The sequence below is a fragment of the Lederbergia graminis genome (genome assembly GCF_042655485.1).
Lineage (GTDB): Bacteria > Bacillota > Bacilli > Bacillales > Bacillaceae_C > Lederbergia > Lederbergia graminis.
Genome location: NZ_JBHSMC010000011.1, coordinates 126,660 through 153,191, shown reverse-complemented (window position 1 = coordinate 153,191; position 26,532 = coordinate 126,660). Strand labels below are relative to the sequence as shown.

At 38.3% G+C, this 26,532-nt stretch carries 28 protein-coding genes; 24 read left to right on the top strand and 4 right to left on the bottom strand.

The window, feature by feature from the left end:
- Positions 1–113: 113 nt before the first annotated feature.
- The 3 genes from ACFPM4_RS08765 (at position 114) to ACFPM4_RS08755 (ending at position 2,375) form a co-directional block, all read left to right on the top strand.
- A complete protein-coding gene (locus tag ACFPM4_RS08765) occupies positions 114–806 on the top strand; it encodes an SDR family oxidoreductase (RefSeq protein WP_382350285.1) in 693 nt (230 codons plus the stop codon).
- A gap of 798 nt (positions 807–1,604) precedes the next feature.
- On the top strand, positions 1,605–1,970 hold the full coding sequence (locus tag ACFPM4_RS08760) for a cupin domain-containing protein (protein WP_382350282.1): 366 nt from the start codon (positions 1,605–1,607) through the stop codon (positions 1,968–1,970).
- A gap of 78 nt (positions 1,971–2,048) precedes the next feature.
- Positions 2,049–2,375: a YnfA family protein gene (locus tag ACFPM4_RS08755; RefSeq protein ID WP_382350279.1), complete on the top strand. Its 327-nt coding sequence runs from the start codon at positions 2,049–2,051 to the stop codon at positions 2,373–2,375.
- 73 nt (positions 2,376–2,448) lie between these two features.
- Here the strand turns inward: ACFPM4_RS08755 and ACFPM4_RS08750 are convergent, their stop codons facing one another.
- Both ACFPM4_RS08750 and ACFPM4_RS08745 read right to left on the bottom strand, forming a co-directional pair.
- A complete protein-coding gene (locus ACFPM4_RS08750; RefSeq protein WP_382350276.1) occupies positions 2,449–3,378 on the bottom strand; it encodes an MBL fold metallo-hydrolase in 930 nt (309 codons plus the stop codon).
- A gap of 227 nt (positions 3,379–3,605) precedes the next feature.
- Positions 3,606–4,607, bottom strand: coding sequence for an LLM class flavin-dependent oxidoreductase (locus ACFPM4_RS08745; protein ID WP_382350273.1), 1,002 nt, complete (start codon positions 4,605–4,607; stop codon positions 3,606–3,608).
- Between the two features lie 118 nt (positions 4,608–4,725).
- On the opposite strand from ACFPM4_RS08745, the gene ACFPM4_RS08740 reads away from it, so the two are divergent.
- Positions 4,726–5,088: a VOC family protein gene (locus ACFPM4_RS08740; RefSeq protein ID WP_382350270.1), complete on the top strand. Its 363-nt coding sequence runs from the start codon at positions 4,726–4,728 to the stop codon at positions 5,086–5,088.
- 65 nt (positions 5,089–5,153) lie between these two features.
- Here ACFPM4_RS08740 and ACFPM4_RS08735 read toward each other — a convergent pair whose 3' ends face one another.
- Positions 5,154–6,053 carry a DUF1259 domain-containing protein gene (locus ACFPM4_RS08735; protein WP_382350413.1) on the bottom strand — a complete coding sequence of 300 codons (900 nt, stop codon included), beginning with the start codon at positions 6,051–6,053 and terminating at the stop codon, positions 5,154–5,156.
- Positions 6,054–6,349: 296 nt separating this feature from the next.
- Between ACFPM4_RS08735 and ACFPM4_RS08730 the strand changes: the two genes are divergently transcribed.
- The 5 genes from ACFPM4_RS08730 to ACFPM4_RS08710 all read left to right on the top strand — a co-directional run bounded on the left by ACFPM4_RS08730 (position 6,350) and on the right by ACFPM4_RS08710 (position 12,059).
- Positions 6,350–7,117: a MerR family transcriptional regulator gene (locus ACFPM4_RS08730; RefSeq protein ID WP_382350267.1), complete on the top strand. Its 768-nt coding sequence runs from the start codon at positions 6,350–6,352 to the stop codon at positions 7,115–7,117.
- On the top strand, positions 7,117–8,055 hold the full coding sequence (locus tag ACFPM4_RS08725; RefSeq protein WP_382350264.1) for an ABC transporter ATP-binding protein: 939 nt from the start codon (positions 7,117–7,119) through the stop codon (positions 8,053–8,055). Before ACFPM4_RS08730 ends, ACFPM4_RS08725 begins: the two co-directional genes overlap by 1 nt.
- Entirely contained in the window at positions 8,048–8,782 is a 735-nt protein-coding gene (locus ACFPM4_RS08720) for an ABC transporter permease (RefSeq protein WP_382350262.1), read from the top strand. The genes ACFPM4_RS08725 and ACFPM4_RS08720 overlap by 8 nt, the downstream gene beginning before the upstream one ends.
- A gap of 455 nt (positions 8,783–9,237) precedes the next feature.
- Positions 9,238–11,136, top strand: coding sequence for an endonuclease MutS2 (locus ACFPM4_RS08715; protein WP_382350259.1), 1,899 nt, complete (start codon positions 9,238–9,240; stop codon positions 11,134–11,136).
- 143 nt (positions 11,137–11,279) lie between these two features.
- Complete coding sequence (locus tag ACFPM4_RS08710) at positions 11,280–12,059, top strand: alpha/beta fold hydrolase (RefSeq protein ID WP_382350256.1); 780 nt, start codon at positions 11,280–11,282, stop codon at positions 12,057–12,059.
- Positions 12,060–12,184: 125 nt separating this feature from the next.
- On the opposite strand, the gene ACFPM4_RS08705 is transcribed toward ACFPM4_RS08710, so the two are convergent.
- Positions 12,185–12,442 (bottom strand): small, acid-soluble spore protein, alpha/beta type, encoded by a 258-nt coding sequence (locus tag ACFPM4_RS08705; RefSeq protein ID WP_144924887.1) that lies wholly within the window; start codon positions 12,440–12,442, stop codon positions 12,185–12,187.
- Positions 12,443–12,685: 243 nt separating this feature from the next.
- Between ACFPM4_RS08705 and ACFPM4_RS08700 the strand changes: the two genes are divergently transcribed.
- The 15 genes from ACFPM4_RS08700 (at position 12,686) to ACFPM4_RS08630 (ending at position 26,472) form a co-directional block, all read left to right on the top strand.
- On the top strand, positions 12,686–12,982 hold the full coding sequence (locus ACFPM4_RS08700) for a rhodanese-like domain-containing protein (protein WP_382350253.1): 297 nt from the start codon (positions 12,686–12,688) through the stop codon (positions 12,980–12,982).
- A gap of 28 nt (positions 12,983–13,010) precedes the next feature.
- Entirely contained in the window at positions 13,011–14,705 is a 1,695-nt protein-coding gene (locus ACFPM4_RS08695; RefSeq protein ID WP_382350250.1) for an FAD-dependent oxidoreductase, read from the top strand.
- 21 nt (positions 14,706–14,726) lie between these two features.
- Positions 14,727–14,987 carry a metal-sensitive transcriptional regulator gene (locus ACFPM4_RS08690; protein WP_144924880.1) on the top strand — a complete coding sequence of 87 codons (261 nt, stop codon included), beginning with the start codon at positions 14,727–14,729 and terminating at the stop codon, positions 14,985–14,987.
- Between the two features lie 145 nt (positions 14,988–15,132).
- Positions 15,133–15,492, top strand: coding sequence for a rhodanese-like domain-containing protein (locus tag ACFPM4_RS08685; protein ID WP_382350247.1), 360 nt, complete (start codon positions 15,133–15,135; stop codon positions 15,490–15,492).
- Positions 15,493–15,573: 81 nt separating this feature from the next.
- Complete coding sequence (locus ACFPM4_RS08680; protein ID WP_382350244.1) at positions 15,574–16,779, top strand: TlpA disulfide reductase family protein; 1,206 nt, start codon at positions 15,574–15,576, stop codon at positions 16,777–16,779.
- A gap of 243 nt (positions 16,780–17,022) precedes the next feature.
- Positions 17,023–17,286, top strand: a complete 264-nt coding sequence (locus tag ACFPM4_RS08675) for a CD3324 family protein (protein ID WP_382350241.1) — start codon at positions 17,023–17,025, stop codon at positions 17,284–17,286.
- Between the two features lie 130 nt (positions 17,287–17,416).
- Positions 17,417–18,070 (top strand): FusB/FusC family EF-G-binding protein, encoded by a 654-nt coding sequence (locus tag ACFPM4_RS08670; protein ID WP_382350238.1) that lies wholly within the window; start codon positions 17,417–17,419, stop codon positions 18,068–18,070.
- A gap of 145 nt (positions 18,071–18,215) precedes the next feature.
- Entirely contained in the window at positions 18,216–18,716 is a 501-nt protein-coding gene (locus tag ACFPM4_RS08665; protein ID WP_382350235.1) for a DUF2798 domain-containing protein, read from the top strand.
- Between the two features lie 131 nt (positions 18,717–18,847).
- The gene (locus ACFPM4_RS08660) at positions 18,848–19,159 is read left to right on the top strand and encodes a hypothetical protein (RefSeq protein ID WP_382350232.1); all 312 of its coding nucleotides are present in this window, start codon (positions 18,848–18,850) and stop codon (positions 19,157–19,159) included.
- A gap of 32 nt (positions 19,160–19,191) precedes the next feature.
- Positions 19,192–20,061 (top strand): alpha/beta hydrolase, encoded by an 870-nt coding sequence (locus ACFPM4_RS08655; protein WP_382350229.1) that lies wholly within the window; start codon positions 19,192–19,194, stop codon positions 20,059–20,061.
- Between the two features lie 4 nt (positions 20,062–20,065).
- The gene (locus tag ACFPM4_RS08650) at positions 20,066–20,980 is read left to right on the top strand and encodes a VOC family protein (RefSeq protein WP_382350226.1); all 915 of its coding nucleotides are present in this window, start codon (positions 20,066–20,068) and stop codon (positions 20,978–20,980) included.
- A gap of 72 nt (positions 20,981–21,052) precedes the next feature.
- Entirely contained in the window at positions 21,053–21,955 is a 903-nt protein-coding gene (locus ACFPM4_RS08645) for an aminoglycoside phosphotransferase family protein (protein WP_382350223.1), read from the top strand.
- Between the two features lie 46 nt (positions 21,956–22,001).
- A complete protein-coding gene (locus ACFPM4_RS08640; RefSeq protein WP_382350220.1) occupies positions 22,002–22,721 on the top strand; it encodes an ankyrin repeat domain-containing protein in 720 nt (239 codons plus the stop codon).
- A gap of 123 nt (positions 22,722–22,844) precedes the next feature.
- Positions 22,845–23,660 (top strand): arginase family protein, encoded by an 816-nt coding sequence (locus ACFPM4_RS08635; protein ID WP_382350217.1) that lies wholly within the window; start codon positions 22,845–22,847, stop codon positions 23,658–23,660.
- 1,144 nt (positions 23,661–24,804) lie between these two features.
- The gene (locus ACFPM4_RS08630) at positions 24,805–26,472 is read left to right on the top strand and encodes a ribonuclease J (protein WP_382350214.1); all 1,668 of its coding nucleotides are present in this window, start codon (positions 24,805–24,807) and stop codon (positions 26,470–26,472) included.
- Positions 26,473–26,532: the final 60 nt, after the last annotated feature.

Below are 26,532 nucleotides of genomic sequence, written 5' to 3'. Positions count from 1 at the left end.
GTTTTCTTTGCCAAGTTAGCTGAGACCGTGCCCGCGGAAAGCGAGTGTACAGGAGCCAAAATCAACAACAGAGTTTAACAGAGCTTAATATAAAAGAAAAGGATGTTTATATCATGAATGAAAAAGTAGTAGTTATTACAGGTGCAGGAAGTGGACTTGGTGCTTCCTTAGCTAAAAAATATTCTGAATCTGGTAGTCATGTTTGCTTACTAGGTAGAAAAAGAGAGAGACTAGAGCGCACTGCAAAAACATTAATGAATGAGTATTCCATTTATGAATTAGATGTTACGAACAAATCAGAGGTAGATTCCGTATTTGCTGCCATTAAAGCAGAGGTTGGAACGATCGATTTATTAATTAATAATGCTGGATTAGGTGTGTTTGATCTTGCAGAAAATTTAACAGAAGAATCTGTCCACCAAATGATTGATATCAATCTTAAAGGAACAATCTTTTGTGCCCAAGCTGTTTTACCTGACATGAAAAAGAATAATAAAGGGAAAATAGCAAACATCATTTCCACTGCAGGGCTTGAAGGAAAAGTAACGGAATCCGTATATTGCGCAAGTAAATTCGGAGTACGCGGATTTACAGAAAGCTTACTAGTCGAACTAAAAGACAGCGCAGTTCAAGTATACGCTGCCTACATGGGCGGAATGAAAACTGAATTCTGGGATGGCATATACACACAAGAAGAAATAAAAGACCTAATGGACCCTGACGACGTAGCAGACATCATCATCGACAACATAAAACCACGCAAAAACCTCAACGTCACAGAAGTCGTCATAAAAAATAGTAAGTAAGAGGAGGGACATGGGGTCAGGAACGTTGACCCGGTTTTGAAGTGGGACGTGGGGTCAGGATTCTTGTCCCAGTTTTGAAATTGGAAAATAGTTGCTGCGTGCCTAGTTTCAGCTATTTTCGTTCGAAGAGGTCACGATGGAAGTTCTATCGTGACCTCTTCTTCCTTTTTTTGTTATAGGTGGTCACGCAGGGCGCTTCAATGTGCCCTGCTCTTCCAATTTTTCTCTTAAGCTGTCACGTTGGAAGCCTCATCGTGCCCGGTGCCATCCAATTTTTCGTTCAAGCGGTCACGCAAGGAGCTCTATCGTGCCCAGTTCCATCATTTTTACCCCGAAGCGGTCACGCAGGAAGCCCCAACATGCCCGCCTCCATCAGTTTTTCACTCAAGTGGTCACGCAAGGAGCTCCAATGTGCCTAGCTCCTTCAGTTTTTCTATCAAGTGGTCACGCAAGAAGCCCCAACATGCCCACTTCATCAATTTTTCACTCAAGCGGTCACGCAAGAAGCTCCAACATGCCTGCCTCCATCAGTTTTTCACTCAAGTGATCACGCAGGAAGCCCCATCGTGCCCAACTCCATCAATTTACACACTCTAAGGTCACGAACCAAATCCAAAATCAGTAACCCAACACATAAAAAAAAGAAGTAATTCCTCCCACTCCAATCACTGAGCAGAGCAATTACTTCTTTCCCTTCAATAGGTAGAATCTCCTAACCTTACCCGAAAGAAAGGTAATATTTTATTCAATATAGAATTCTATTATACAGAATTTTAACCACTTACCTGGAGGTAGACCATGGAAATATATACTTTCACTCAAGAAACAGGCAAGAAAATTACAAAATTTGATTCAGATTTTGTCATGTCTCGTATCATTCAAACGGAGCAGCAAGCCCGTATTGGATGTATGTACTTAGAAGAAAATGGAATTATTGGTTACCATCAAGCAGTAGTTCCTCAGCTTCTATTAATTATAAATGGGGAAGGGGAGGTTTGTGGTTCGAATAAAGAATATGTGAAGGTTCAAGCGGGTGATGCGGTGTATTGGGAGAAAGATGAATGGCATGAAACAAAAACAGAAACAGGATTGACTGCGATTGTAATAGAAAGTGAACAATTAAGTCCAGCGACATTTATGACCTCTAGCTATCGCACTATATAATAATCGTAAAACCGAAAATTTCACACAACATGCGCTATAATACCTTTTATATAAATTGTATATAAAGGTGTGTACACCATGTTTTATTCAGTTGCATTATTTTTATTAGCTGGGCTTGCTGAAATAGGTGGCGGATATTTAATTTGGCTATGGTTAAGAGAGGGTAAGTCTTTTTATTGGGGGTTTTTCGGTGGGGTGGCTTTAATCTTGTACGGTGTTGTCGCTACTTTTCAAACATTTCCGTCCTTCGGAAGAGTATATGCTGCATATGGAGGAGTGTTTATTGTACTTTCTGTCTTGTGGGGATGGGGAGTTGACAGAAAAACACCCGATCTATATGACTGGCTTGGTGCTGCCATTTGTATAGTTGGGGTTGCAGTCATGCTCCTTCCATCCAGAAGTTAAAAGGGACATAGGGTCAGGAACCTCGTCCCTAGTTTCACTAGTGGGACAATGTTCCTGACCCCGCGTCCCTCCCTTAAAGCCAATACGTTTCGCCAATCTTCAGTACTTTTCGTTGTTCTTCAGGAAGAGATTGTCGTTCCCATTCTTTATTAAATCTTTCTAATGCTTCTGGTCCTGTATCGTCGGCTAGGCGGTAGGCGCCGTAATGCATTGGTATAAAAACATTTCCATTCGACTCTAAAAATGCTTTGATCGCATCTTCTGGATTAATATGGGATGGAGCCATAAACCATTCCGGTTCATACGCGCCAATTGGCATGAGAACGATATTGATAGAATAGCGGTTTGCGATTTCTTTGAAACCACTAAAATAGCCAGTATCGCCAACGAAATAAATAGATTCACCATTTCTACTATTCTCGAAAATCCAGCCACCCCAGTGCGACGTGTTCCAATCATTCAACGTCCGTCTAGTCCAATGTTGAGCTGGAACAAATGATAGTTTCATATGTTCAGATTCTAGCTGAAAATCATCCCACCAATTAGCTTCTACTACTCTTTTATAGCCTCTCCGTGTAAAAGCAGATTTCAAACCATAAGGAATGTAATAGGTAGGATCCCCTTTCAATTTTCGGATAGAAGGAAAATCTAAGTGATCATAATGTCCGTGTGAAATGACGACAATATCAATTTCCGGGAGATCCTTTATAGCAATTCCGGGCTTTGTTAAACGCTTCTGAAAGCCCATATATGTTGCCCACACCGGGTCGGTAATGATATTTAATCCATTCATATGGATGAAAAAGGTAGAATGACCAATCCAAGTAATGGAGGTTTTTGAATGATTAGCATGGAGACTCTCCACATCTACTTTTTCGCAATAGGGAATCTGAACGGATAAATCCTTTTTCTTTTTTCTTCTTTCTTTCGACCAGCGAAGCATATCTTTAAATGTCTTCTTATCCGGTATATCATCAAAGTTTTTATATCTATTTACCATCATTCACACCTCCTAACTGGATTATAGCAGGACGCTTGGTAGAAATGGAATAATGTTTTGAACAACTTCTTGTCTCGGGAAAAAAAGGGACAGTGAACCTGACCCCGCGTCCCAGTTCCAAAACGGGTCAAGGTTCCTGACCCCGCGTCCCAGTTCCAAAACGGGTCAAGGTTCCTGACCCCGCGTCCCAGTTCCAAAGCGGGTCAACGTTCCTGACCCCACGTCCCAGCTCAGCCTTCATCTACTACTTCTTTTAGGATTTCGTAGGAGCGTTTTTGTTTGGCAGGGTCGAATATATAGCTGACTGCCATGATTTCGTCTACATTGTATTTATTTTGGAATTCTTGTAGCTGTTGGCGAATCGATGCTTTGCTTCCCATGAATGTGACACTGCTCATGTTGGATGCTACTAATGCTTCTTGCTCATTCCAAATATCATCCATGCTTTCCACAGGTGGGCTTAGTTTCATCTGCGATCCTCTAACGACATTTAAGAAAAATTGTTGCATCGTTGTGGATTCAAATTCTGCTTCTTCATCTGTTTCCGCAGCGATTACATTGAGACAAACCATCATATAAGGCTTATCTAAGTACTCAGAAGGTTGGAATTCAGCTCGGTAAATGTTAATCGCTTCTTCCATCCAGCGCGGTGCAAAATGAGAAGCAAAAACGTAAGGTAATCCCATTTTCGCTGCTAAATGAGCTGAATCTGTGGAAGAACCTAAAATATAAATCGGGATATTCGTTTCCACACCAGGATAAGCTTTTACATAGCCTTGCTTTTCCTCAGGTCCAAAATAGGTAAGTAATGCTTTCACATCTTCTGGGAATGTATAAACTGTGTCATGCTTTGAACGTCTTAGCGCACTTGCGGTTAACATATCCGTCCCTGGTGCACGGCCAAGTCCAAGATCTAAACGATCAGGGTAAATTGTTGCCATCGTTCCAAATTGCTCTGCGACTACTAGTGGCGCATGGTTTGGCAACATAACTCCGCCGGAACCAACACGAATGGTATTTGTATGCTCTAATGTATGTTTAATGAGAATCGACGTAGCAGAACTCACCAATGTAGGAGTGTTATGATGTTCTGCAATCCAATAGCGAGTGTAGCCTAATTTTTCCGTCGCTTGTGCCAAATCGACCATCGCATCAATTGCTTCTTTCGGACCTTGTCCTTGACGAATAGGGGCGAGATTTAATACTGAAACTGGTATATTTATATTAGACATGCATCATTATTCCTTTCTATGAAAAAAATTCTACTTCACTTTATTATAGTAACTAGGTGAATAGGAAAACAAAAAGTATGCCTGTAGTAAAAAAACAACTTTTAAGGAGGTATTGAAAGTGAGCTCACAACAAAATGATATAAAACTAGCTCCTTGGCTATCTGTAAGTAATGGAGCGGAAGCATTGCAATTTTATAAAAAAGCATTTCATGTAGAGGAAATTTATCGTCTAGATGATAATGGAACATTAATCATCGCACATGTAAAAGTTGGCAGTGCAGAATTTTGGATTCAAGAAGATCCGGAAAGTAATGCTCCTGCTCGAATGATTATGACGGTTCCTGATCCCGATTCATTATTTGACCAAGCACTTAAAGCAGGAGCAACAGAAGTGGTACCAGTGAATGAAAGTCATGGCTGGCGTGTAGGAAGACTCGTCGATCCGTTTGGCCATCATTGGGAAATTGGTAGACAACTATAATAGATACTCGTTAGAAAAAAGGACAAACCGTACTAGCCTTGATAGCTAAGTACGGTTTTTCGCATTTATCTTCTCGGTTGAATTTGTCTCGTTGTAAGCACACTTAAAGCGTCTCGAGTTTTTCTGGCAAATGCGAGTGGATGGTCAATTGATACCCAGTGCATGTACATTAAACGCGGCTTGTCGAATAACCAATGGTTGTGAATAGCTGTAACGATAATTCCGTGTTGACGAAGTTTACTAATAAAAGGGTTGATTTCAGATTGGAGGATAACCGTTTCTCCACTACAAAGTGCACGACCATCAGGTGTCATCGACTCAAAGTTAAACATTTGTGGTATAAGTAAAAATGATCGTCCACGTCTGCCAAGAACAACTGGTTTAATATTAAGGCGCGACCTCATCACCATACATACTCCATCTTCAAATGAATGCATCGTCCCACCAAGAATGCGATTGAACTTATCGCAAAGCTGTGACTCGTTTATATCGTCGTGAGCGAAAGTGAATTCTTCATCCAAAACGTCTACATTTGCTTTAGTTGATTCTACTGTAATATCACGGGTAGTTAGTACTTTCATAGCTTCACGAACTTTTTTTGCAAAAGTAATAGGGTCATCAATAGATTCAAAATGCATATACATGAGACGAGGTTTATCAAACAGCCAGTGATTGTGTACTGCGGTGACAATAATGTCAAACTTTCTCAACTTACTCATAAAAGGATTAACTTCTTCTTGAAGGAGTACCGTTTCCCCAAGGCATAAAGCCTTTCCACCCCTATCCATATTTTCAAATGAAAAAGCTTGTGGAACAAACATAAACGAATCTGCTTCTCTCCCTAAAACAATGGGGTGTAGATTAGTTCTAGAACGTGTGGCTGTACAAACCCCATTAATAATACTAGGAGTAGAGTTGAGAATTCTCGCAAATTCCTGACAAAGCTTTGATTGGCTTTTTTTCATACTTGTCAATATAAAAGCCTCCTTTACATAGTGATAAATAAAGCCAGTACTATAAGGTATGTACATCCAAAATTACTGCATCTGTTAAATGCACTATTAAAAAGGCACATTATGGAGGGACGTGGGGTCAGGAAAGTTGTCCCGCTCGCGAAACTGGGACAAGGTTCCTGACCCCACGTCCCCTGACCCCACGTCCCTTCTTTTTTTATTTTTAAATAATTTCTGTAAATTTTGTATTTAACTCTTGAATCACACGTAACGTGTTGTTTTATACTGGAGGAGAGAGGAGGAGGTACATGATGTATACGATTGGTAAGCTATCGAAGAATACTGGAGTAACAGTAAGAACGTTAGATTATTATGATGAGATTGGTTTGGTAAAACCTTCATCCAAAACAAGTGGCGGGCATCGGCTTTATGATGAAGATGATGTGATGCGCTTAGAGCGAGTTCTAGCATTGAAGTATATGGGATTTTCGCTGGAACAAATTAAAGACATTTTAGAAAAATCAACTTCGACTTGGCAACAAGCAATAGAACAACAATTAGAGATGGTTAAACGAGAGCAGGAACGATTGAAAATGTTAGAACAGGCACTTCGAGGTGTATCGTATTCTATTGAAATGGAGGGGCAAGTCAATTGGTCGATTATTTTTATGACGATACAATTGTTTCAACAAAATCCAGAAGAAATTTTTCAACAATATAATGAGTTTTTAACAGAAGAAGATATGAAAAAAATTTTGAAGATGAACGAACAAATAACGGAGGAAGATTCCAGGGAATGGGGACGCGTTATTAGTGAAATTAGAAGTAATCTCGATGCAGATCCAGCATCTGAATTTGCTCAAAAACTAGTGGAACAGTGGATGAACCAAGCAGAGAAAATGTTTGGGGGAGACAAAAAATTGCTTCGAAACTTGTGGGAATCGCTACAAAATTTAAAAGAAGGTATCGTCTTTTATCCAATGGATAAAGAAATTATTATTTTTATTGAACGAGTAGCGTCTGAAATGGAAAATAGTGAACTACTAAGTTATCAAACAGAAAAGGAGGGGACATAATGATTCTGGAAGTGGAAGGGTTAACAAAGCGGTTTGCTGGCCGAGGGAAATCTGTCAAAGTGGCGAACGACAATTTAACATTTAGTATTAAAGAAGGCGAGATATTTGGGCTCTTAGGGCAAAATGGCGCTGGAAAAACCACTTTGGTCAATCAAATTTTAGGGCTAATAACACCTGATTCTGGAACTATAAACTTACTTGGCGAATCCATCATCCAATCTCCTGCACGAGCGAGATCGATTTGTTCCGTCCAACCGCAGTCGCAGGTTCCCCTAGGTTTACTTACTCCTAAGCAAGCAGTTACGTTAATGGGAAAAATGCGGGCTGGGAAAAAGTTCAATCCAAAACGAGTGGATATGCTGTTTGAGGAGTTGAATATGGATGAATGGGCGAATGTGGAAGGGGAAAAACTTTCAGGTGGTGCCCGCAGATTGACGGCTTTTTGCATGGCCGTTGTTGCTCCCGGTAAGTTGGTCATACTGGACGAACCGACAAACGATGTAGACCCGGTTCGCAGGCGCTATCTATGGCAGGTCATACGTAAGCTGACAAATGACGGAACTTCCGTTATTTTAGTTACCCATAATGTCGTGGAGGCAGAAAAGGCAGTGGACCGAGTGGCTATCTTACACAAAGGAAGACTTCTTACTCAGGGGACACCTTCCGAAGTGAAAAGTAAAGTACGTGATCAAATGCGGCTCGAGATGAACTTACTGAAGGACTTTGATGAAATAGATATGCCTACATGGACGATTTCCTCCAATCGTAAAGGTGCTCGGATCATCATGACGATTGATCAGGAGCAAGTATCTTCCACGATAGATTGGGTAAAAGACAGAGTAGAAAAAGGATTTGTCATGGATTACTCCTTATCTCCTTCCACTATCGAGGATGTATACATTGAATTGACTTCTGGAAGGTGGGAATGGGATGAATAATATGGTCAGCCATTATAAATACGTTTTCCAAATGCAGCTACTTCGGAATGGCGGGTTTTTAGTATTTATGGTCCTTATTCAAATCTTAATTGCGATTGGAATTGTGATTGGCTTTACGTATTTAATTCCAGATCCAAGTAAAAGTAGCATTCTATATTTGGCAACTGGAGCACCAACTTTAATCTTGGTCTTTACTGGTTTAGTGATTTTGCCACAACAAATTGGGACAGCTAAAGCGGATGGTTATATGGAGTATATAAAGACTTGGCCGGTGAATCGTTCTGTTATACTTGGAGCCGATACTACAATATGGTTATTGATTACGATTCCTGGCATTATTGTTTCATCGATTGTCGCCCAGTTTATGTTTAACCCAGGCTACGATGTTTCATGGACAGTAGCGCCGGCTTTGCTCATGATTGCCTTAACTTCTATAGGGGTTGGGTACGGATTTTCCTATCTTTTATCACCGGTAGCCTCCTTAGCAGTCTCCCAAGTGACCGTTTTTGGGGCACTCATGTTTTCACCGATAAATTTTCCAATGGAGCGCCTTCCAGAATGGCTTCAAATACTGCACGAGGTATTACCAATTTACTCTATGGCAGAAATTATGCGCGCATCGTTAGCAAGCTCGACTTTTACAGCAGAAGCAGGAAATTATATCAATTTATTTATTTGGTGTTTGTTAGGTTACGGCGGAGCGATTTACATTTTAAATAAGACGTAGATAATTGGGCCCCAACACAACTTTACTTTTGCAAACTCACATAGTAAAATTAATTTATTAGATTTCAATGATGAACAAATAAAACATTCGAGGTGCATTTTGTGAGTGCTGTAGGTTCTAAATAGGAGATAACTAAATGAAATAAAAGGATCGACATCAGGGGAATTTTTTATGGAATTCGTACCCCTTATTTCGTCGTGGATTTATTTCAAAACCTATGAAGATACCTATCATACTTTTAAAATGCGTGTAATATTCTTGGAAGCTGTCCATTATTTGTGCCTGCTTTCCATGAATATGTTTATTACACAACCTTTTTAAATGTAAAAGCTGCGGTATCGTCCGCAGCTTTTTTATATTTATTTTTACTAAATGGAGAAAAATATCTCATTGGAATCTAATGAGTAGGTGTCTTCATGTATGATGCAGAAAAATCATCGTGAGGAGCGAGGAAATTGAATAAAATGACATTTGAAAAATTGCAATATAACGAGTTAAAAGAAATCGTTCAATCGTATTGTGTTAGTAGTTTAGGAAAGAAACTGTTAGATAAAATGGAACCAAGTTCGCATTTGCAAGTCGTGAAAAATAGACTAAATGAGACGACGGAAGCGCGAGCGATTTTAAATACAGGGACCACTGTGCCGTTTCAAGGTCTTACCAATATTGAAATCATCATTCAAAATCTTGAAAAAGGGATGATGCTAGGAGCTAGTGAATTAGTTTCGGTGTCAGACTTTTTAAGAGGATGTAGAAGAGTGAATAAATTCATGATGGATAAGGAATTTATCGCACCAGTACTGTCATCGTATGCGAATTCCATTTCTGAATTTATCAAACTCGAAGAAGAGATTAATCTCTCCATAAAAGGCGATCGCGTCGATTCATCCGCAAGTAGAGAATTGAGACGGATCCGCAATAGTATCGAAACATTTGAAGAGAAGATTAAAGAGCGCCTAAATAAATTTTTAAATAGTAGTGCGAATAAAAAATATATTCAAGAGTTCTTCATTAGCAAGAAGGACGACCGCTATACGATTCCGATTAAAGCTTCGTATAAAAATCAAATTCAAGGTACGATTGTGGAAGTTTCTTCTAAAGGGACAACGGTTTTTATCGAGCCTCATTCCGTTGCAAAATTAACTGCTGAACTCGCAAGTTTAAAAGCCGAGGAAGAAATAGAGGAATATCAAATTTTAGCTACATTATCTGGGATGGTCATGGAGAACATTCAAGAAATGAAGATAAATCTAGAAGTGATCAGCCAATATGATATGGTGTTTGCGAAAGCAAAATTCAGTAAACAAATCGATGGGATTGAACCAAAGTTAAATGATCATGGTTATATAAAATTAGTGAACTGTAAGTATCCATTATTATCAGGAGAAGTAGTACCACTTGATTTTGAAATCGGCAAAAATTACCGGAGTTTAATTATTACTGGGCCAAATGCAGGTGGGAAGACCGTTGTCTTGAAAACGATTGGATTACTAACATTAGCCACCATGTCAGGCTTTCACATAACTGCGGATAAGGAAACGGAAATATCCGTATTTGACCATATTTTTGTCGATATTGGCGACAATCAAAGTATGGAAAATGCGTTGAGTACTTTCTCATCTCATATGAAAAATCTTTCGGAAATCATGAGGATGTCTACGAATAGTACACTTTTATTATTTGATGAAATTGGTAGTGGAACAGAACCGAATGAAGGATCTGCACTTGCGATTTCTATTCTAGAGGAGTTTTATCATATGGGTTGTATCACTGTTGCGACTACACATTATGGTGAAATTAAACGTTTTTCCGAAACTCATCCTGATTTTATGAATGCTGCTATGCAATTCAATAGTGAAACGCTCGAACCAAAATATAAATTGCTCATTGGGAAATCAGGCGAAAGTAATGCACTTTGGATTTCTAAAAAGATGAATATACGCGAACATGTACTGCAAAGAGCGAAAGCATATATGGAAAATAAAGAATATCAGTTACAAATGGTGAATGAAGATAAAATACGCAAGCCGAAGATAATCAAAGAGAAAACAAAAACGAAGGTTGATTATCAAAAAGGGGACCGTGTGCAATTATTAGACCATGACGACGTTGGGATTGTGTTTAAAGAAGTCGACAATTACGATAATGTAGTCGTGTTCTATAACGACGAATTTGTTCCTGTAAACGTAAAGCGACTTGCTTTAGAATTATCGGCAAAGGAACTATACCCGGAAGGATACGATCTCGAAACACTATTCGTCGACTACGACACACGGAAAATGCAACACGACATTGAACGAGGCTCCAAAAAGGCACTTCGTAAAATTCATAAAGAGATTAGGAATAGAAAATAAATGAAATAAGGCAAAGGGACAGGATTGAATTCTTCATTATGGAGAAACATCATTCTGCTCCTTTGTCTTTTTTTGTGTGTTCATTCTTTGAAAGAGTGTTACTATTATGTATATTAACTTATTGAATATTTGGAGGTTCATCTATGCTTTACGAAATATACGGAAATCTAGAAAGTGAGCAAGTTATTGTCGCGTTACCTGCACTTGGGGAACGAAAAGAAATGTATAAAGAACTTGCAAATCAACTAAAGGAATATAAAATGATAGCTTTTGATTTACCAGGACATAATCAAGCGGTTCAAGACGATTATTCCATTGCTACATACATAGAGTTTATTAAGAAAACATTAGATGAGTTAGAGGTTTCATCCGCACATTTTATCGGAAATTCGATTGGTGGCTGGATCATACAAGAGATGTACAGCGTCTATCCGGAAAAAGTTTCTTCCTTGCTATTGCTAGATGGTGGTTTTTACTTTTTAGGCGATCGTGTAGATATGGATAGTGATGAGGAAATCCAATTGCCAATCGTAGAAAAGTTAGAAGATTTACAAGCGGCCATTACCGAAATGGTGTATGAAATGGAAGGATTAAGTGAAAATACATACTCGAATTTAAATAGTTATATGTTAGGGAATTTTGTGTTAAAAAATGATTTGTATATGCACCATAGTAACGAAGAAGCTTTAAATAGTCTAAATCAGGAAATTCTCCATCATAACTACTGTTTACAAGCCGATATCAACATTCCTTTTAATCTATTAATCGCAAAAAATAATGTAGACGAGATTAGTCAACAAAAATTACAACAATTTAAGAATACACACCCATCGGCAAAAGTAAAAGTGATCGAAAACGGCTATCACTTCCTACCAATCACCAACCCAAAAGAAGTAACCGAATTTATTCGCACTAATATATAGGGACACGGGGTCAGACAATTTGTCCCACATCAAACGGTTAGACAGAGGGACACGGGTGGGACGTGGGGTCAGAGTATTTGTCCCAAACCAAACAATGGGACGAGGTTCCTGACCCCACGTCCTATTTACAGACGTTCTTTCGCCATGCGAATCATTTCTTTTACCATATTACCACCGATTGGGCCACCGATTTTGCCAGCTTGTTCTGAAGTAAGCTCGCGATTTTTCCCTTTATTTAGTGTAATTCCTTGTTCTTTTGCAATTTCGTATTTCACATCATCGGGATTTTGGACATTGTACCCTTTTGCTTTCATGACATTCGCTTTTAATTGGTTTAATTGTTCTCGTGCTTCTGGAACAAGAATTTTATTTTTCCTAGCCATGGAAATCCTCCTTTTTTCATTAGTGTCCCCAAAATTTAAATCATCACCCACATCCTTATCTATATGAATCCAATATATAGGAAGAAAATAATGGAAAGAAAAAACGATTGACTATTTACCCATGGGGGTATAATATGAGTCTGTAAGTTATTTTACACCTGTCGTTCACCACGACTTTTAATTTACTTAAAAAATTACCCCTGGGGGTATACAAAAATCAACATACAAAGGAGAATCATTAAAATGAAAAAGATATCTGCACTTGAATTACAAAACAAACTAGAAAATGGTGAGTCCATTCATATCATTGATGTTCGTGAGGATGACGAAGTAGCTGCAGGTAAAATTCCTGGGGCAGCACATATTCGCTTAGGTGACTTACCATATTCTTTAGAGAAACTCGATAAAAATAAACATTACTATATGGTTTGTCGTAGTGGTGGTAGAAGTGGTAGAGCGTGTGAGTTTTTAATGGACAATGGTTATGATGTGACCAATATGACGGGCGGTATGTTAGCTTGGGAAGGCGAGATTGAATAACGACGCTACGATAAGGAGGAGATATGGAATGGGAAAGAAAGTATTAATTGTTGGCGGTGTAGCTGGTGGTGCATCAACTGCAGCAAGAGTTCGAAGACTAGATGAAAGTGCGGAAATCATTATGTTTGAAAAAGGACCGCACGTATCTTTTTCCAACTGTTCATTGCCATATCATTTAAGTGGTATTGTCGAGGATAGTGAAAAACTTGTCATCATGCGCCCAGATGTGTTTAAGTCTCGCTATAATATAGAAGCTCGTGTCCATCATGAGGTTGTTCGCATAAATCGTGATGCGAAAACTGTTACGGTGAAAAATTGGTTAACAGATACGACATATGAAGAGAGCTATGATACGTTAGTGCTTTCCCCTGGGGCAGCTCCAATTCGTCCAAACTTAGAAGGAATCGATCAGTCTCATGTTTTCACTGTACGCAATGTAGGTGATATCGAAAATATTGCATCATTTGTAAAACAAAATGGTGTGAAGGATATTGCTGTCATTGGTGGAGGATTCATTGGGGTAGAGGTAGCTGAAAATTTACGATTAGCTAATTACAATGTATCGCTTGTCGAATTTGCCAATCAAATTATGACGCCTTTTGATTATGATATGGCGCAAATTTTGCATAAAGAAATGCTGGACCATGGAGTGTACCTCATCGTGGATGATGGTCTTGCTAAAATCGGCGATGAATTCATTGAAACGAATAAAGGAAAAAGAATCGCTGCACAAGCAGTTGTTTTAGCAATTGGAGTTCGCCCAGAAACAAGCTTGGCAAAAGATGCTGGCTTAGAAATCGGTGAAACTGGGGCAATAAAAGTAGATTCCAATTATGTCACAAGTGATAAAAATATATACGCTGTTGGGGATGCAATCGAAGTATATCATCGCTTATTACACAAGCCAACGCGACTTGCACTTGCAGGACCAGCACAAAAGCAAGCAAGAGCAGCTGCAGATCATATGTATGGAATCCCGAATCGCAACCAAGGAGTGATTGGCTCCTCATCTATTCACCTATTCGACCTAAATGCGGCGTCTACTGGATTAAATGTGAAAACTGCAGAGTTAGCAGGTTTACATGTAGATTCCGTCTATTTAATGCCAGGTGATAAAGTAGGGCTCATGCCAAACAGCAATCCGATGCATTTTAAACTAGTGTTTGAAATTCCGACTGGCAGAATTTTAGGTGCACAAGCAATCGGAAAAGGGAACGTCGATAAAAGAATCGATGTGATTGCAACGATGATCATGATGAATGGAACATTAGATGACTTAAAGGATTTAGAACTCACTTATTCCCCAATGTTAGGAACTGCTAAAGATGTCGTTAACCATGCGGCATTAGTGGGGTTGAATATTTTACATGGTGTATATAAAGAAGTGAAGGTATCAGAAGTTCGCAAGTTAGTAGAGAATAATGCCTTTATTATTGATGCTCGTGAACGAAATGAATACAATGGAGGCCACTTATTAAATGCGATAAATATACCTTTAAGTGAATTCCGAGACCGTCTCGGGGAAATTCCAAAAGATAAGTCAGTGTATATTCATTGTCGCTCAGGTCAAAGGAGTTATAATATGGTTATGGCTCTACAACATCTTGGATATGAAAATGTATATAATATTTCTGGTTCCTATTTAGGAATTAACCTATTTGAGTATTTTAATGATATTGTTACAGGTAGAGATAAAATTGTGACAGAATATAACTTTAAATAGTCATCCAAAGGAGGAAATAGGTTGAATTACGATAAATCCGTTGTCAATCGCTTAAAGCGAATTGAAGGACAGATTAAAGGCGTTTTAAACATGATCGAACAAAACAAAGATTGTCGTGAAGTGGTAACGCAATTATCTGCTTCCCGAAGTGCAATTGATCGTACGATTGGACTGATTGTCAGCATGAACCTAGAACAATGTGTCCGAGAAAATATGGAAAAAGGCGAAGAAACAGAAGGACTTGTAAAAGAAGCAGTCGAATTATTAATCAAAAGTAGATAAGGGACATGGGGTCAGGAACCTTGTCCCATCACGAATATTAATATACCCTGGCAGGTATAGAGTGGGACGCGGGGTCAGGAACCCTGTCCCATCGTTTTAATATACAAATACCCTTAGAGGTATAAAGTACGGGAAGGTGAAATAGATGGATATGATGCAGTGGGTTATTATACTATTAATAGTAGGGTTTTTCGCAATACGATTCCTACCAGTCAAAGGTGTAACAAATATTACAGTTCAACAAGCAAAAGAGAAGTTCTCACATAAAGATGTACAATTCATCGATGTACGCACACCAGGTGAATATAAAGCAAACCATCGCCCGCCATTTAAAAATATCCCGCTTTCATCATTGACAAACAAGCTAGATCAATTAGAAAAAGATAAAGACATTGTAGTCATCTGTCAAAGTGGGATGAGAAGTGCAAATGCTGCCAAGCTTTTAAGAAAACATGGATTTGAAAAAATCTATAATGTAAAAGGCGGAATGGGAGCCTGGTATTAATGAAGAGGACCGTGGGGGCAGGAAACCCAAAAGGTGGGACGAGGTTCCTGACCCCACGTCCCAAAAAGGAGAGTTATACATATGCCCTCAGCGTGGATGTTAGGTCCTTTTGTGTTAAAAAGTTATATTGTGGTACTCATTATTAGTTTTTTATTGGCAGTTTTATTTTTCAGGTTTACGAGTCCACATTCAAAAAACGCCCAAAAAGTATTAAACAATTACATAGAGTCACTCGTATTAACTTTAGTTGTCTCCATTTTCATCGCGAAAATCATTCTGCATTTTCCTCTTTTTACCGAAGATCCAATGGCGGTATTGGCTCATCCAAGTGATGCGAATGTATTTTATATCGCATTTTCATTTACGATATTGTTCGGAATTTGGAAATGGCGGAAGATAAAGCTAGATGTTGGAGATGTATTACTAGCTTGCATTCAAATATTTGCTGTTGCTGCCTTCGTATATGAAATAGCACAGCTACTTTGGGAAAACAAAGTAAATATCATGTACATCACAGTTTTAGTGGTATTGGTTATTTTAAGTTTCCTATTTCGCAGAAAAATTTCTTCGCTATTTAGTGCGTCAATACTACTGATGATATGGGGATCCACGCAATTAATACTGCCAATAATCACGGAAACGAGCCTTTTTCAATATACAGTAGCTCCTGCTTTTTATAGTGTCATTTTTCTAGTAGGCTTTACTTTGTTTATGCTCAGCAAGAGAGCAGGGGTAAAAAATATTGCTGTTCTCATTGTACTAGCTGGTATGTTCCTCTGGGCAGTTGTTGATTTTATAGGAGAAGCTGAACAAAGAATTGCTACAAAAAATATAAAGTCTGAGGAGATAGGTTCACGCGGCATCGGGCTTGATATAGGTGATATCGCTCCCGATTTCAGCTTGGAAACCTTAAACGGCGAGAAGCTGTCACTCTCAGAATACCGTGGACAGGTTGTGATGATTAACTTTTGGGCAACATGGTGTCCACCTTGTCGTGCGGAAATGCCGGACATGCAGAAGTTTTACGAAAAAAGTGATATCGTCATTTTAGCTGTTAACCAAACAAAATCAGAAACAAGTATAGGGAAGGTTCAAGATTTCACGAAAAAACTCGGCATCACCTATCCCATTTTATTAGATGAAGAAGGGGAAATCGATAGATTATATCGCATTCAACCTTTACCGACGACTTACATGATTGATCCGAACGGCGTCATCCGTTTCAAGACATATGGTCCAATGAACTACGACATGATGATGAAGGAATATCGGAAGTTGAATGAATGAATACTGGATAATTTTTTTCTAGTAATCTCTCATTTTTTTGCTATACTGTAATTCTAAAGGAGGTGCTGATAGGTGGAGAATTCATATACATTCTCGGGTACTTCTTCGACTCATGCAAAGCCTATAAATAGAAAGGCGATACTTTGCATGGGGCGAAACATTTAATTTTATCGCTATAATCGCTTTTCTACTATTGGCTTTGCACCTTATTTTTTCGTAATTCAAAATAAGGAGCGAGCGAATATGAAGTATGTAAATGCAAACAATGTTTTACCAGAAAAGCTAATTTTAGAAATACAAAAGTATGTGCAAGGGGAAACTCTTTACATTCCGAAGAAGGAGTACCGAGAATGGGGAACATTAAGTGGAGGTAGACGCAAGCTGGATCGGCGAAATGCGGCGATACGTGATTCGTTTCAAAGTGGTTGCAGTATCCAGCAGCTAGCAGAAGAATATTACCTGTCCACCGAAACCATTAAGAAAATCGTGTATTCCAATAAAAGATAAACAATGAACACTGGTGATCAACTCATCAGTGTTTTTTATGTATACATTGTTTCTAACTCATCTTTTCCCTATCAATCATCGAGAATCTTGTTTATGATGTAGAAAGGTTACAAGATGGGAGATTTACAAAATGACAACAACATTTATTAAAAATGAGCAACTCAATTTTATAAATAAACAAATAAATTTAATAAAAGATAGTAGGAAAAGAAACGTACCAGCCCATATACTATCTGCAGTATGCGATTTGGCACAGGCGAAAATTTTAGAACTCTTTCCAAATCTTACAACGGAACAACAACAATTATTAGATGTGTCCGGATTACAAACAGATGCGGATTTTGAGGTCTATTTGGAGCGACTTTCAGCATTTATCATTCCTTTTTCAGCGATCACAGGTCAACAATTGAAAAAACTGTTTCCGAAAAATAAAAAGTTAAAGGTACCCGATATTGCAACAATGGATTTACATCATCTGACGTATTTAAGTTGGGATGATGTACGTTCCAGCAAAAAGATTATTGTGTATGAGTTAGAAGGTAAGTTGGTCGGTATTGAATGTAACTTGACACCGTCTAGCAAGAAAAATATTTGTTCCTTCTGTAATACGGTAGGGAATGTCTCTTATTTTTCGACGGTAACAAAAGCAAAAAGGTCCAATAACCCGGATTATTACAAATCGATTGGCAATCTCATTTGTACAGATAGTAACGAGTGTAATAAAAAAATTACAGATGTCACGTATTTAGAGGCGTTTTTGAAAGAGTCACTAGATATAAAATAAGCTAAAAATAATATTGAATTACATTTAAATTCCGTGCTATGATGAAAAAATCAGTGTGTAGAGATATTGGTTCAATTATTTGAGCCAAAAATATATGTCTCACGATACGTCTACCATCTGAAATATGATGTTGGAGATGACGTTTGTGCACGAAGAAACAAGATTACCAAGGAACGGAAAAGAGTTTATATTGTTTTTAGCCATCATTTCAATTCTATCCGTCAATATTATCGCACCTATTATTATGGGATTCGAATTTGGATTTACGAAAGATGTGTACATGGAAACATTACAAGTCCTTCCGTTTGTGTGGGTTTGCGTTATTTTATTAGTAACACTTGTTGCAAATCCGCTTGTGAATAAATTAGTTCCATTATTTGTGAAACCAACAGACAGTTTTAATGCGAGAGTATTATTCACCATCTTGTTCAGTGTAACGATCTTATCTATCTTGTTAACAGTGATAGGGTCATGGATTGGTATGAGAGAGTTTAGTCTTGAACCATTAAAAAACTTCTTTTATATTTGGCCACGTAACTTCTTCATTGCATTTTGGGTAGAAGTATTAATTGCCCAACCAATTGCACGTTTTGCGATGAAAAAGCTTCATGCAAGCCAAGGACGAAAAACATTACAAGCATCATAATAGAAATGCCGACTGTTTTATAAAACGGTCGGTTTTTCAATTTTTTTGGAACTTTTTTACTTTATAAACAGAATTATCGAAAAAAATACTGTATAATTATGGGAAAGGTAAGTACCGAAGGAGTGGATATTTTGAGCGAGAATGATATTGTCTTCACCATTTATATTATATTTATGGTATTTGCACTCGTGGTAAGTATAAAATACGCTTCGATTATGATGAAGAAAACGGGATTATTTCTACCTCAAGTAATTATTGCTGGTACGATACACTTCGTATTAGGTGTTATTGCAATCATTGCCTGGATCGTCTATACCTTTTCTACGAATGAAATGATATTTATTGGCGGAGTATTTTTAGGAATGAGCATGATTGTCATTGGTGAAATTTTGCTTATCACCATTGTACTTATGAAAAAGAAGAAGTGGTTATTAAATAATTAGTTGGATAGAAAAATAGAAAGTGTGTGTTGTAATTGAGCTTGATTAGCCCGAAAGAAATGTTTGAATCCATTCGTCATGCACATTTACCAGAACTGCTGACGTATGAAACAAGAGATAACTGTAAGCTATACTATAGACATTACCGAGCAAACTCCAATATCATCCTGATTTTGTTGCATGGCATCTCAGAAGACAGTAAATATCTTTTTCAGCTTGCGGAGTATATATCTTCATACCATATTGCGCAAGTTTATACTCCTGATTTAAGAGGGTATGGGGCGAATGAACCAAAGGGGGATGTAGATTATATCGGTCAGTTAGATGACGATATCGCCGATTTCATTCGTTTTATAAAAGCGACGAATAATCATTCTACTATTATACTAGGGGGTCACTCCTTCGGTGGCGCTTCCGTACTTCGATTTTCTGAAAGGGAAACTGCTAATCAAGTAGATGCTTACCTTTTCTTGGCACCATATATACATCCAAGTGCTCCTACAAACAATTATCCGATCGTATCCATGTCAAAATTCATTATGCTTAACGTATTTGATAAAATAGGTTTTAGCAAGTTTCACCATTGGCCCGTTTCTACAATAAACAAGCCTAGTGAACTTCAGCATGGAGGCGAGGCGTTACAGATTAGTTTTCGACTCGTAATGTCCCGAATTCCTCAAAATTATCAAAAAAACATCCTAGCAATCCAAAAGCCAACCTTAGTACTTATTAGTGATCGTGATGAACTGTTCGATGCAGAAAAGTTTGCGGATTTATATAAAGATAATCCGAACATACTATGTAAGATCTTACCTCAGCATAATCATGACGGCATTCTCTTTAGTCCACTTACAATCAAGGAATTAGAAAATTGGTGTAAACAACTTACCCTATATAGGAGGTAGTACAATGACAAAACAAGATGAGAAAATAGTATTTCATTTATGGTATGACAAAGAGGCGCAGGAAGCTGCAGAATTTTATGCATCTATTTTTCCAGAATCAGCTGTTCATAATGTGACGACGTTAACAGATACTCCATCTGGAGATGCAAAATTAGTTACCTTTGAATTATGGGGACAAAAATTCATGGCAATTAATGGTGGGCCTTATTTTACATTGAATCCATCCATCTCGTTCATGGTCAATTTCGATCCTTCCAGAATGGACGATGCAAGCGGAAAGTTAGAAGAGGTATGGAAGAAATTATCGGATGGTGGCACAGTTCTCATGCCACTAGACAAGTATCCATTTAGTGAGAAATATGGTTGGATTCAAGATAAGTTTGGTTTGTCGTGGCAACTAATACTGACGAATCCAGAAGGGGAAGAACGTCCTCCGATTATTCCGTCTTTACTATTTGTTGGTGATTCATGTGGTCGAGCAGAGGAAGCACTGAACTTTTACGTATCTGTCTTTAATAATTCAAAGCAAGGGCATATTGCGCGTTACCCACAAGGAATGGAACCAAATAAAGAAGGAACAATCATGTTTTCCGATTTTAAATTAGAAGATGTATGGCTTACTGCGATGGATAGTGCCTTAAATCATGAATTTACTTTTAATGAGGCGATCTCCTTCATAGTGTATTGTGACACACAAGAAGAGATTGATTATTATTGGGACAAGCTGTCCGCAGTTCCTCAATCCGAACAATGTGGCTGGTTGAAAGATAAGTTTGACGTTTCGTGGCAAATCGTACCTCGAGCTATGGACGAGTTGATGACAAACGGTACAGCCGAACAGATTAATCGCGTGAATCAAGCAGTACTTAAAATGAAGAAAATTGATATTGCGGAGTTACAAAAAGCATATAATGGATAATGGTAGCTATCGTAAATCGAAAATTCGTCTACTTATTTTTGCTGTTTTTGCCTAAAAGGAGAAGGAATCATAGTGAATCATTTATTTGTAAATGACATTTCCGGATGGGATTCATGGGGAAACGTTTTTCAATCCATCTCAGCTTTTGAGTCATTAATAAAATATATTTTTGAAAAAGAGAATCTTCCTTTTTCAAAAATAGAAAATTGTACTCCAGGTACGAACGCAGTTTTTAAAGTAGGTAATTATATTATAAAAATATTTGCACCAGAGGAATCCGGTATTGATAGCACAACAGATTTTGAAACAGAAGCATTCGCTATGAACAGAGCTACGATACTTGGAGTAAATGTTCCGAAGCTCATCACAAAAGGATATGTACAAGATAAATACAATTTTTCCTATATGATTATGGACTACATTGATGGTACAGAAATCAATAAATTATCCCAACAATTTACTCTCGAAGAGAAGCTGGAGATAGGTAAAAGATTGCGCTCCCTTACAGATGCAATCAACAAACCTTGTATTGCCTTCAATAATATCGACGTTGTCCATGATCCAAATCGGCAATTCCGATGGAGAAAATACCCGGAGAGTTTTAAGGTGGAGCGGCTAGATTACATCCAATCTTATGACTATGGTGAAAAAGTGTTTGTCCACGGAGACTTAAATGGTGACAATATATTGATAAACCAAGAAAAAGAACTGTATATTATCGACTTCGCAGATGCCGTTCTTGCACCTATCATTTATGAACATGCACTAATTGTAACCGAATTATTCCGATTTGATAAGGCTTATATTGAAGGATATTTTGGAGAATATGATGCCAAGCAATTAACAGAACTGTGCTTTAACGGATTATTAATCCATGACTTCGGTGGGGATATTATGGAGCAGCGCATTAGCCAAGTTAGTGAATTTGAAAGCTTAGATATATTGCGGAAAAAGCTATATCAGTTATTGAAGTAGAATGAATCTTAGTCAACGGACCATTAACAGGAGAGGTGATGGTGAAATGAGATTATTAAACAAAGAGGAAGTGCTGGCAAATAGTGTGATTCATGCGATTCAAACAGGTGATACCGAAACATTGAAGCAACTCCTCGTTGAAAATCCAGGATTAGCTACAGCGAAAATTGCAGATAAAGACTCGGAATCAGCACGCACACTTCTTCATGTGGTAACAGATTGGCCAGGAAATTTTACAAATGGTGCCAAAACAGTGTCTATCTTAGTTGAGGCAGGAGCAGATGTGAATGCTCGATTTGAGGGCTCCCATGCTGAAACACCGCTACATTGGGCAGCTAGTTGTAATGATGTCGAGGTGTTAGATGCATTACTAGATGCGGGTGCCGATATAAACATAACTGGTGGCGTAATAGTAATAGGAGATGGAACTCCGTTAGATGATGCAGTTGCATTTGCCCAGTGGAAAACAGCACGACGTTTAGTGGAACGTGGTGCCAATTTGAAATTATGGAATGCTGCAGCTCTAGGATTATTGGAGGATGTCACGATCTTCTTTGGGGTAAGCCCATCACCAAGCAAAGAGGAAATTACAAAAGCATTTTGGTTAGCATGTCATGGTGGACAGCGAAACACCGCTCAATATCTCTATCAAAAAGGAGCGGATATCCACTGGATTGGCTATGATCACCTCACTCCGCTTGGGGCTGCAAAACGAAGTAATGCCAACGAATTAGTAGAGTGGCTACAGGGGATAGGTGCAAAATAAGTGGTTGGTCAGGCGTTGTTCCTGACCAACTAAAACAAAAGTGCTATAATTAAATATAGAGCGCTTGCAATATTAAAGATTCTATGTGAACTACTGAGCAAATTATATAAGGGGGAACGAAACATGTTAAATAGTGTAACGATCTTAAATTTTGATGGCGCATATAACCAACAAACTTTTTACCAAAAACACCCGCATCAAACAGTTGATTTTGAATCGATACGTAATGCTAATCTACTATGTGACCGCGAAAATTTAACAATGATGTATGAAACATTACAAAAACGAAGGTGTAGTGGCGTCCATTATCTAGGAAGTGGAAATTATCATTATCTTTCTTTTTTGTTACAGTACAACATTTCTAAACCATATACATTAATTTTATTTGATCATCATACAGATACCATTCCAAGTCCTAGTGAAAATCTCATTTCATGTGGATCTTGGGTATTGAATTCCCTCGATCATTTTTCCATGCTACATAAAGTCATTATGATTGGTGTGGGAGAAGATGCAAAAGAACATATCCCACCATCCATTCAACATAAAGTCATCCTATACACAAAAAACTCACTTCCAGATAACACACAAACTCTTCTAAACGAAATTGAAACCGACTCAGTATACATTAGCATCGATAAAGATGTGCTAAATAGAAAAGAAGCAATCACAGATTGGGACCAAGGTTCCATGAGCCTACAAACATTGCTGGAAATACTAAAAGAGATCATTCAACAGAAAGAAATACTTGGCGCCGACGTCTGTGGCGAATATCCCGTAAACCCAACAAATGAATACGATTTGGAAACACAAGCAGCAATCGAAATCAACAACGACACAAACCGTATCATCTTTGAAAATATCAAACGCTGGGAAAACTACAAATCTAGAAATCTTGTTCATTATAGTAGAAATAAAATATTACAGAAACATAGCTAATGAATTTTTAGGAAGATGGAATATCTAGATTATCACTTGCTCAGTGGCAATGAATTTTTCATCAAAAGGTAATTAAATTATGGATTCTCTAACAGTATTATTATCATGCATGTTCGTGTGTGGTAATGATACTGTTTTTTTGGGGGTAGTTGACAGGTTTCTCTAGCATTAGGGGGCTGCATGGTTGTGATAATTCAACTCAAGACGGTTTCCATATAAAAATGAACTTCAAATCGGTTGAGATAAGCCGTCTCAAGACAAGTTTATCTCAAATTGATAGACGAACCGGTCTAGATAGTCCAACTCAAGACGATTTTCCTCAAAAAAGAACGTCTAACCGGTTGTGATAAGTAGTCTCAAGACGTTTTTTTTCTAAAAGGAACCTCGAACAGGTTGTGATAAGCACTCTCAAGACAAGTTCTCCTAGCTGGGCAGTCAATACTGGTTGAGAGAAGCTGCTTCAAGACGTTTTCTTTCTAAAAAGAATCTCGAATCTGTTGAGATAAGCCGTCTCAAGACAAGTTCACCTTTTTAGGAAGTCAATATCGGTTGAGAGAAGGTGCCTCAAGACGTTTTCTTTCTAAAAAGAATCTCAAATCTGTTGAGATAATCCGTCTCAAGACAAGTTCACCTGTCTAGGAAGTCAATATCGGTTGAGAGAAGCAGTCTCATGACGTTTTCAGTCAAAATGGAATGACGAACTTGTTGAGAGAAGCAGCCTCAAGACGTTCTCCTTCTAAAAGCAGCCTCAAATCGGTAATGATATGTCATCTCAAGTTCACCTCGATATGGCAGACAAAAGGTTTTGATATTTCATCATCCAAAAAGGAGCACCCCAGCGTACAAAAGGAACATTCCACCCCTCAAAAGGAGCACTTCAGCGTACAATAAAGCATGCTGAGCGTTCAAAAGAAGCACCCCAGCGAACAATAAAGCATGTCGAGCATTCAAAAGGAGCACCCCAGCATATTAAAACCAGACCTAAGTAGCCAAAACGAGCCACCCCCCTCCCGAAAAAAGCCATCTATAAAATCCAACTTTTATCATCAATTAAAACTATCTGCACAACTTTACCCTTTTTATGATAAACCTACTACCATTTAGGCATACTAATACCATCTTTTACAAGTAGGAGGGTATGACTGTGAGTATGCCAACAAATACCTTATCCATCTTTGCGTTAGGTGGATTAAATGAAGTCGGAAAAAACATGTATGCGATTCAAAATGATGATGACATCATCGTCATTGATTGCGGTAATAAGTTTCCAGATGAAAGTTTATTAGGCATTGATTTAATTATCCCTGATATTACATACCTTGTTGAAAACAAAGAGAAGGTGAAGGCGTTAATTGTAACGCATGGCCATGAAGATCATATTGGGGGAATTCCATATTTTTTAAAACAACTAAATGTACCAGTGTATGCGACCCGATTTACTCTAGGGTTAATTGAGTTAAAATTACGCGAGCATAAAATCTTGCGGGAAAGTGAATTAATCGAAATTAATCCCGATTCCAAAGTCAAAATTGGCGATATGGATGTAAGCTTTTTTAGAGTTTTTCATAGTATACCGGATTGTCTTGGTATTGTTTTTCATACGGCGCAAGGAAATATTGTGCATACGGGAGATTTTAAGTTTGACTTAACACCTGCCTCCAATGAGCATTCTGATATTCATAGAATGGCTGAAATTGGGAGAGAGGGTGTTTTACTGCTGCTTTCCGAAAGTACAAATGCGGAGCGACCTGGCTTTACGCCTTCTGAGCAGATGGTTGGTGAACATTTGGAACAGGCTTTTATGAAAGCAAAAGCGAAAATATTTGTTACAACGTTCGCTTCCAATGTTAGCAGGCTGCAACAAGTTGTAAATGCTGCCCAAAAAACAAATCGGAAATTAGTCTTACTCGGCAGAACAATGGTGAACGTTGTGAAAATTGCAATGGAGCGCGGTTATATCATTGTTCCAGAGGAGATGATCATTGAACCAAGGGATATGTATGACTATGCATCTGAAAACCTTGCGATTCTTTGTACGGGTAGTCAAGGAGAGCCACTTGCTGCACTAGCTCGTTTATCTACTGGGGAATTCCGAGATGTAGACGTGTTACCTGGTGATACAGTTATTTTTGCTGCCGGGCCAATTCCAGGAAATGAACGCGGCATCACAACGATTGTCGATAATTTATTTGAACTTGGTGCCAATGTTATTTATGGATCTGGAAGCACGTCTGGCATGCATGTGTCGGGGCATGGGTACCAAGAGGACTTGAAGTTAATGCTCACATTAATGAGGCCAAAGTATTTTATTCCCATCCATGGAGAATATCGGATGCTTTACCATCACCGCCGTTTAGCGGAATCTGTTGGGGTCGAGGAAGGAAATACGTTTATTTTGAAAAATGGGGATGTAGTGGATATCGAAAATTCTACCCCTCGCCAAACACGAGAAGTACCAGTAGGAAATACGTATGTGGATGGTGGAGAGGTCGGTGATTTGGAATATGTCCTACAAGACCGTAAGAAAATATCCGAAGACGGTATGTTAATGCTGATTTTAACAATAAATAAAGCAGAAGGGACACTGTTGGCAGAACCTGAAGTGATATCTCGCGGGTTTACAGATGGTGATTTTTCCAAATTCCGCAAAGATATTCATCGTATCACCATGGAGACAATCGAAGAGTTGCAAGCAGAAAACCGTATGAAACGGAATGCGATTAAAAAATTATTGAAGAGAAATGTAGGACAATTCATTCGGTCTGATTCAAGAAAACAACCGATGATTGTGCCAATCTTAATTGAACTATAGTCATGCTTTTTCCATAGGAGAAACAGCTTTCTAGACATGTCCACCCTTAACTCGTTAAGA

Excerpts from the sequence above, each read along its gene's own strand:
- ACFPM4_RS08765 (WP_382350285.1), top strand. The coding sequence starts at position 114 with ATGAATGAAAAAGTAGTAGTTATTACAGGTGCAGGAAGTGGACTTGGT.
- ACFPM4_RS08760 (WP_382350282.1), top strand. The coding sequence starts at position 1,605 with ATGGAAATATATACTTTCACTCAAGAAACAGGCAAGAAAATTACAAAA.
- ACFPM4_RS08755 (WP_382350279.1), top strand. The coding sequence starts at position 2,049 with ATGTTTTATTCAGTTGCATTATTTTTATTAGCTGGGCTTGCTGAAATA.
- ACFPM4_RS08750 (WP_382350276.1), bottom strand. The coding sequence starts at position 3,378 with ATGATGGTAAATAGATATAAAAACTTTGATGATATACCGGATAAGAAG.
- ACFPM4_RS08745 (WP_382350273.1), bottom strand. The coding sequence starts at position 4,607 with ATGTCTAATATAAATATACCAGTTTCAGTATTAAATCTCGCCCCTATT.
- ACFPM4_RS08735 (WP_382350413.1), bottom strand. The coding sequence starts at position 6,053 with ATGAAAAAAAGCCAATCAAAGCTTTGTCAGGAATTTGCGAGAATTCTC.
- ACFPM4_RS08730 (WP_382350267.1), top strand. The coding sequence starts at position 6,350 with ATGATGTATACGATTGGTAAGCTATCGAAGAATACTGGAGTAACAGTA.
- ACFPM4_RS08725 (WP_382350264.1), top strand. The coding sequence starts at position 7,117 with ATGATTCTGGAAGTGGAAGGGTTAACAAAGCGGTTTGCTGGCCGAGGG.
- ACFPM4_RS08720 (WP_382350262.1), top strand. The coding sequence starts at position 8,048 with ATGAATAATATGGTCAGCCATTATAAATACGTTTTCCAAATGCAGCTA.
- ACFPM4_RS08710 (WP_382350256.1), top strand. The coding sequence starts at position 11,280 with ATGCTTTACGAAATATACGGAAATCTAGAAAGTGAGCAAGTTATTGTC.
- ACFPM4_RS08705 (WP_144924887.1), bottom strand. The coding sequence starts at position 12,442 with ATGGCTAGGAAAAATAAAATTCTTGTTCCAGAAGCACGAGAACAATTA.
- ACFPM4_RS08700 (WP_382350253.1), top strand. The coding sequence starts at position 12,686 with ATGAAAAAGATATCTGCACTTGAATTACAAAACAAACTAGAAAATGGT.
- ACFPM4_RS08695 (WP_382350250.1), top strand. The coding sequence starts at position 13,011 with ATGGGAAAGAAAGTATTAATTGTTGGCGGTGTAGCTGGTGGTGCATCA.
- ACFPM4_RS08685 (WP_382350247.1), top strand. The coding sequence starts at position 15,133 with ATGGATATGATGCAGTGGGTTATTATACTATTAATAGTAGGGTTTTTC.
- ACFPM4_RS08680 (WP_382350244.1), top strand. The coding sequence starts at position 15,574 with ATGCCCTCAGCGTGGATGTTAGGTCCTTTTGTGTTAAAAAGTTATATT.
- ACFPM4_RS08675 (WP_382350241.1), top strand. The coding sequence starts at position 17,023 with ATGAAGTATGTAAATGCAAACAATGTTTTACCAGAAAAGCTAATTTTA.
- ACFPM4_RS08670 (WP_382350238.1), top strand. The coding sequence starts at position 17,417 with ATGACAACAACATTTATTAAAAATGAGCAACTCAATTTTATAAATAAA.
- ACFPM4_RS08650 (WP_382350226.1), top strand. The coding sequence starts at position 20,066 with ATGACAAAACAAGATGAGAAAATAGTATTTCATTTATGGTATGACAAA.
- ACFPM4_RS08640 (WP_382350220.1), top strand. The coding sequence starts at position 22,002 with ATGAGATTATTAAACAAAGAGGAAGTGCTGGCAAATAGTGTGATTCAT.
- ACFPM4_RS08635 (WP_382350217.1), top strand. The coding sequence starts at position 22,845 with ATGTTAAATAGTGTAACGATCTTAAATTTTGATGGCGCATATAACCAA.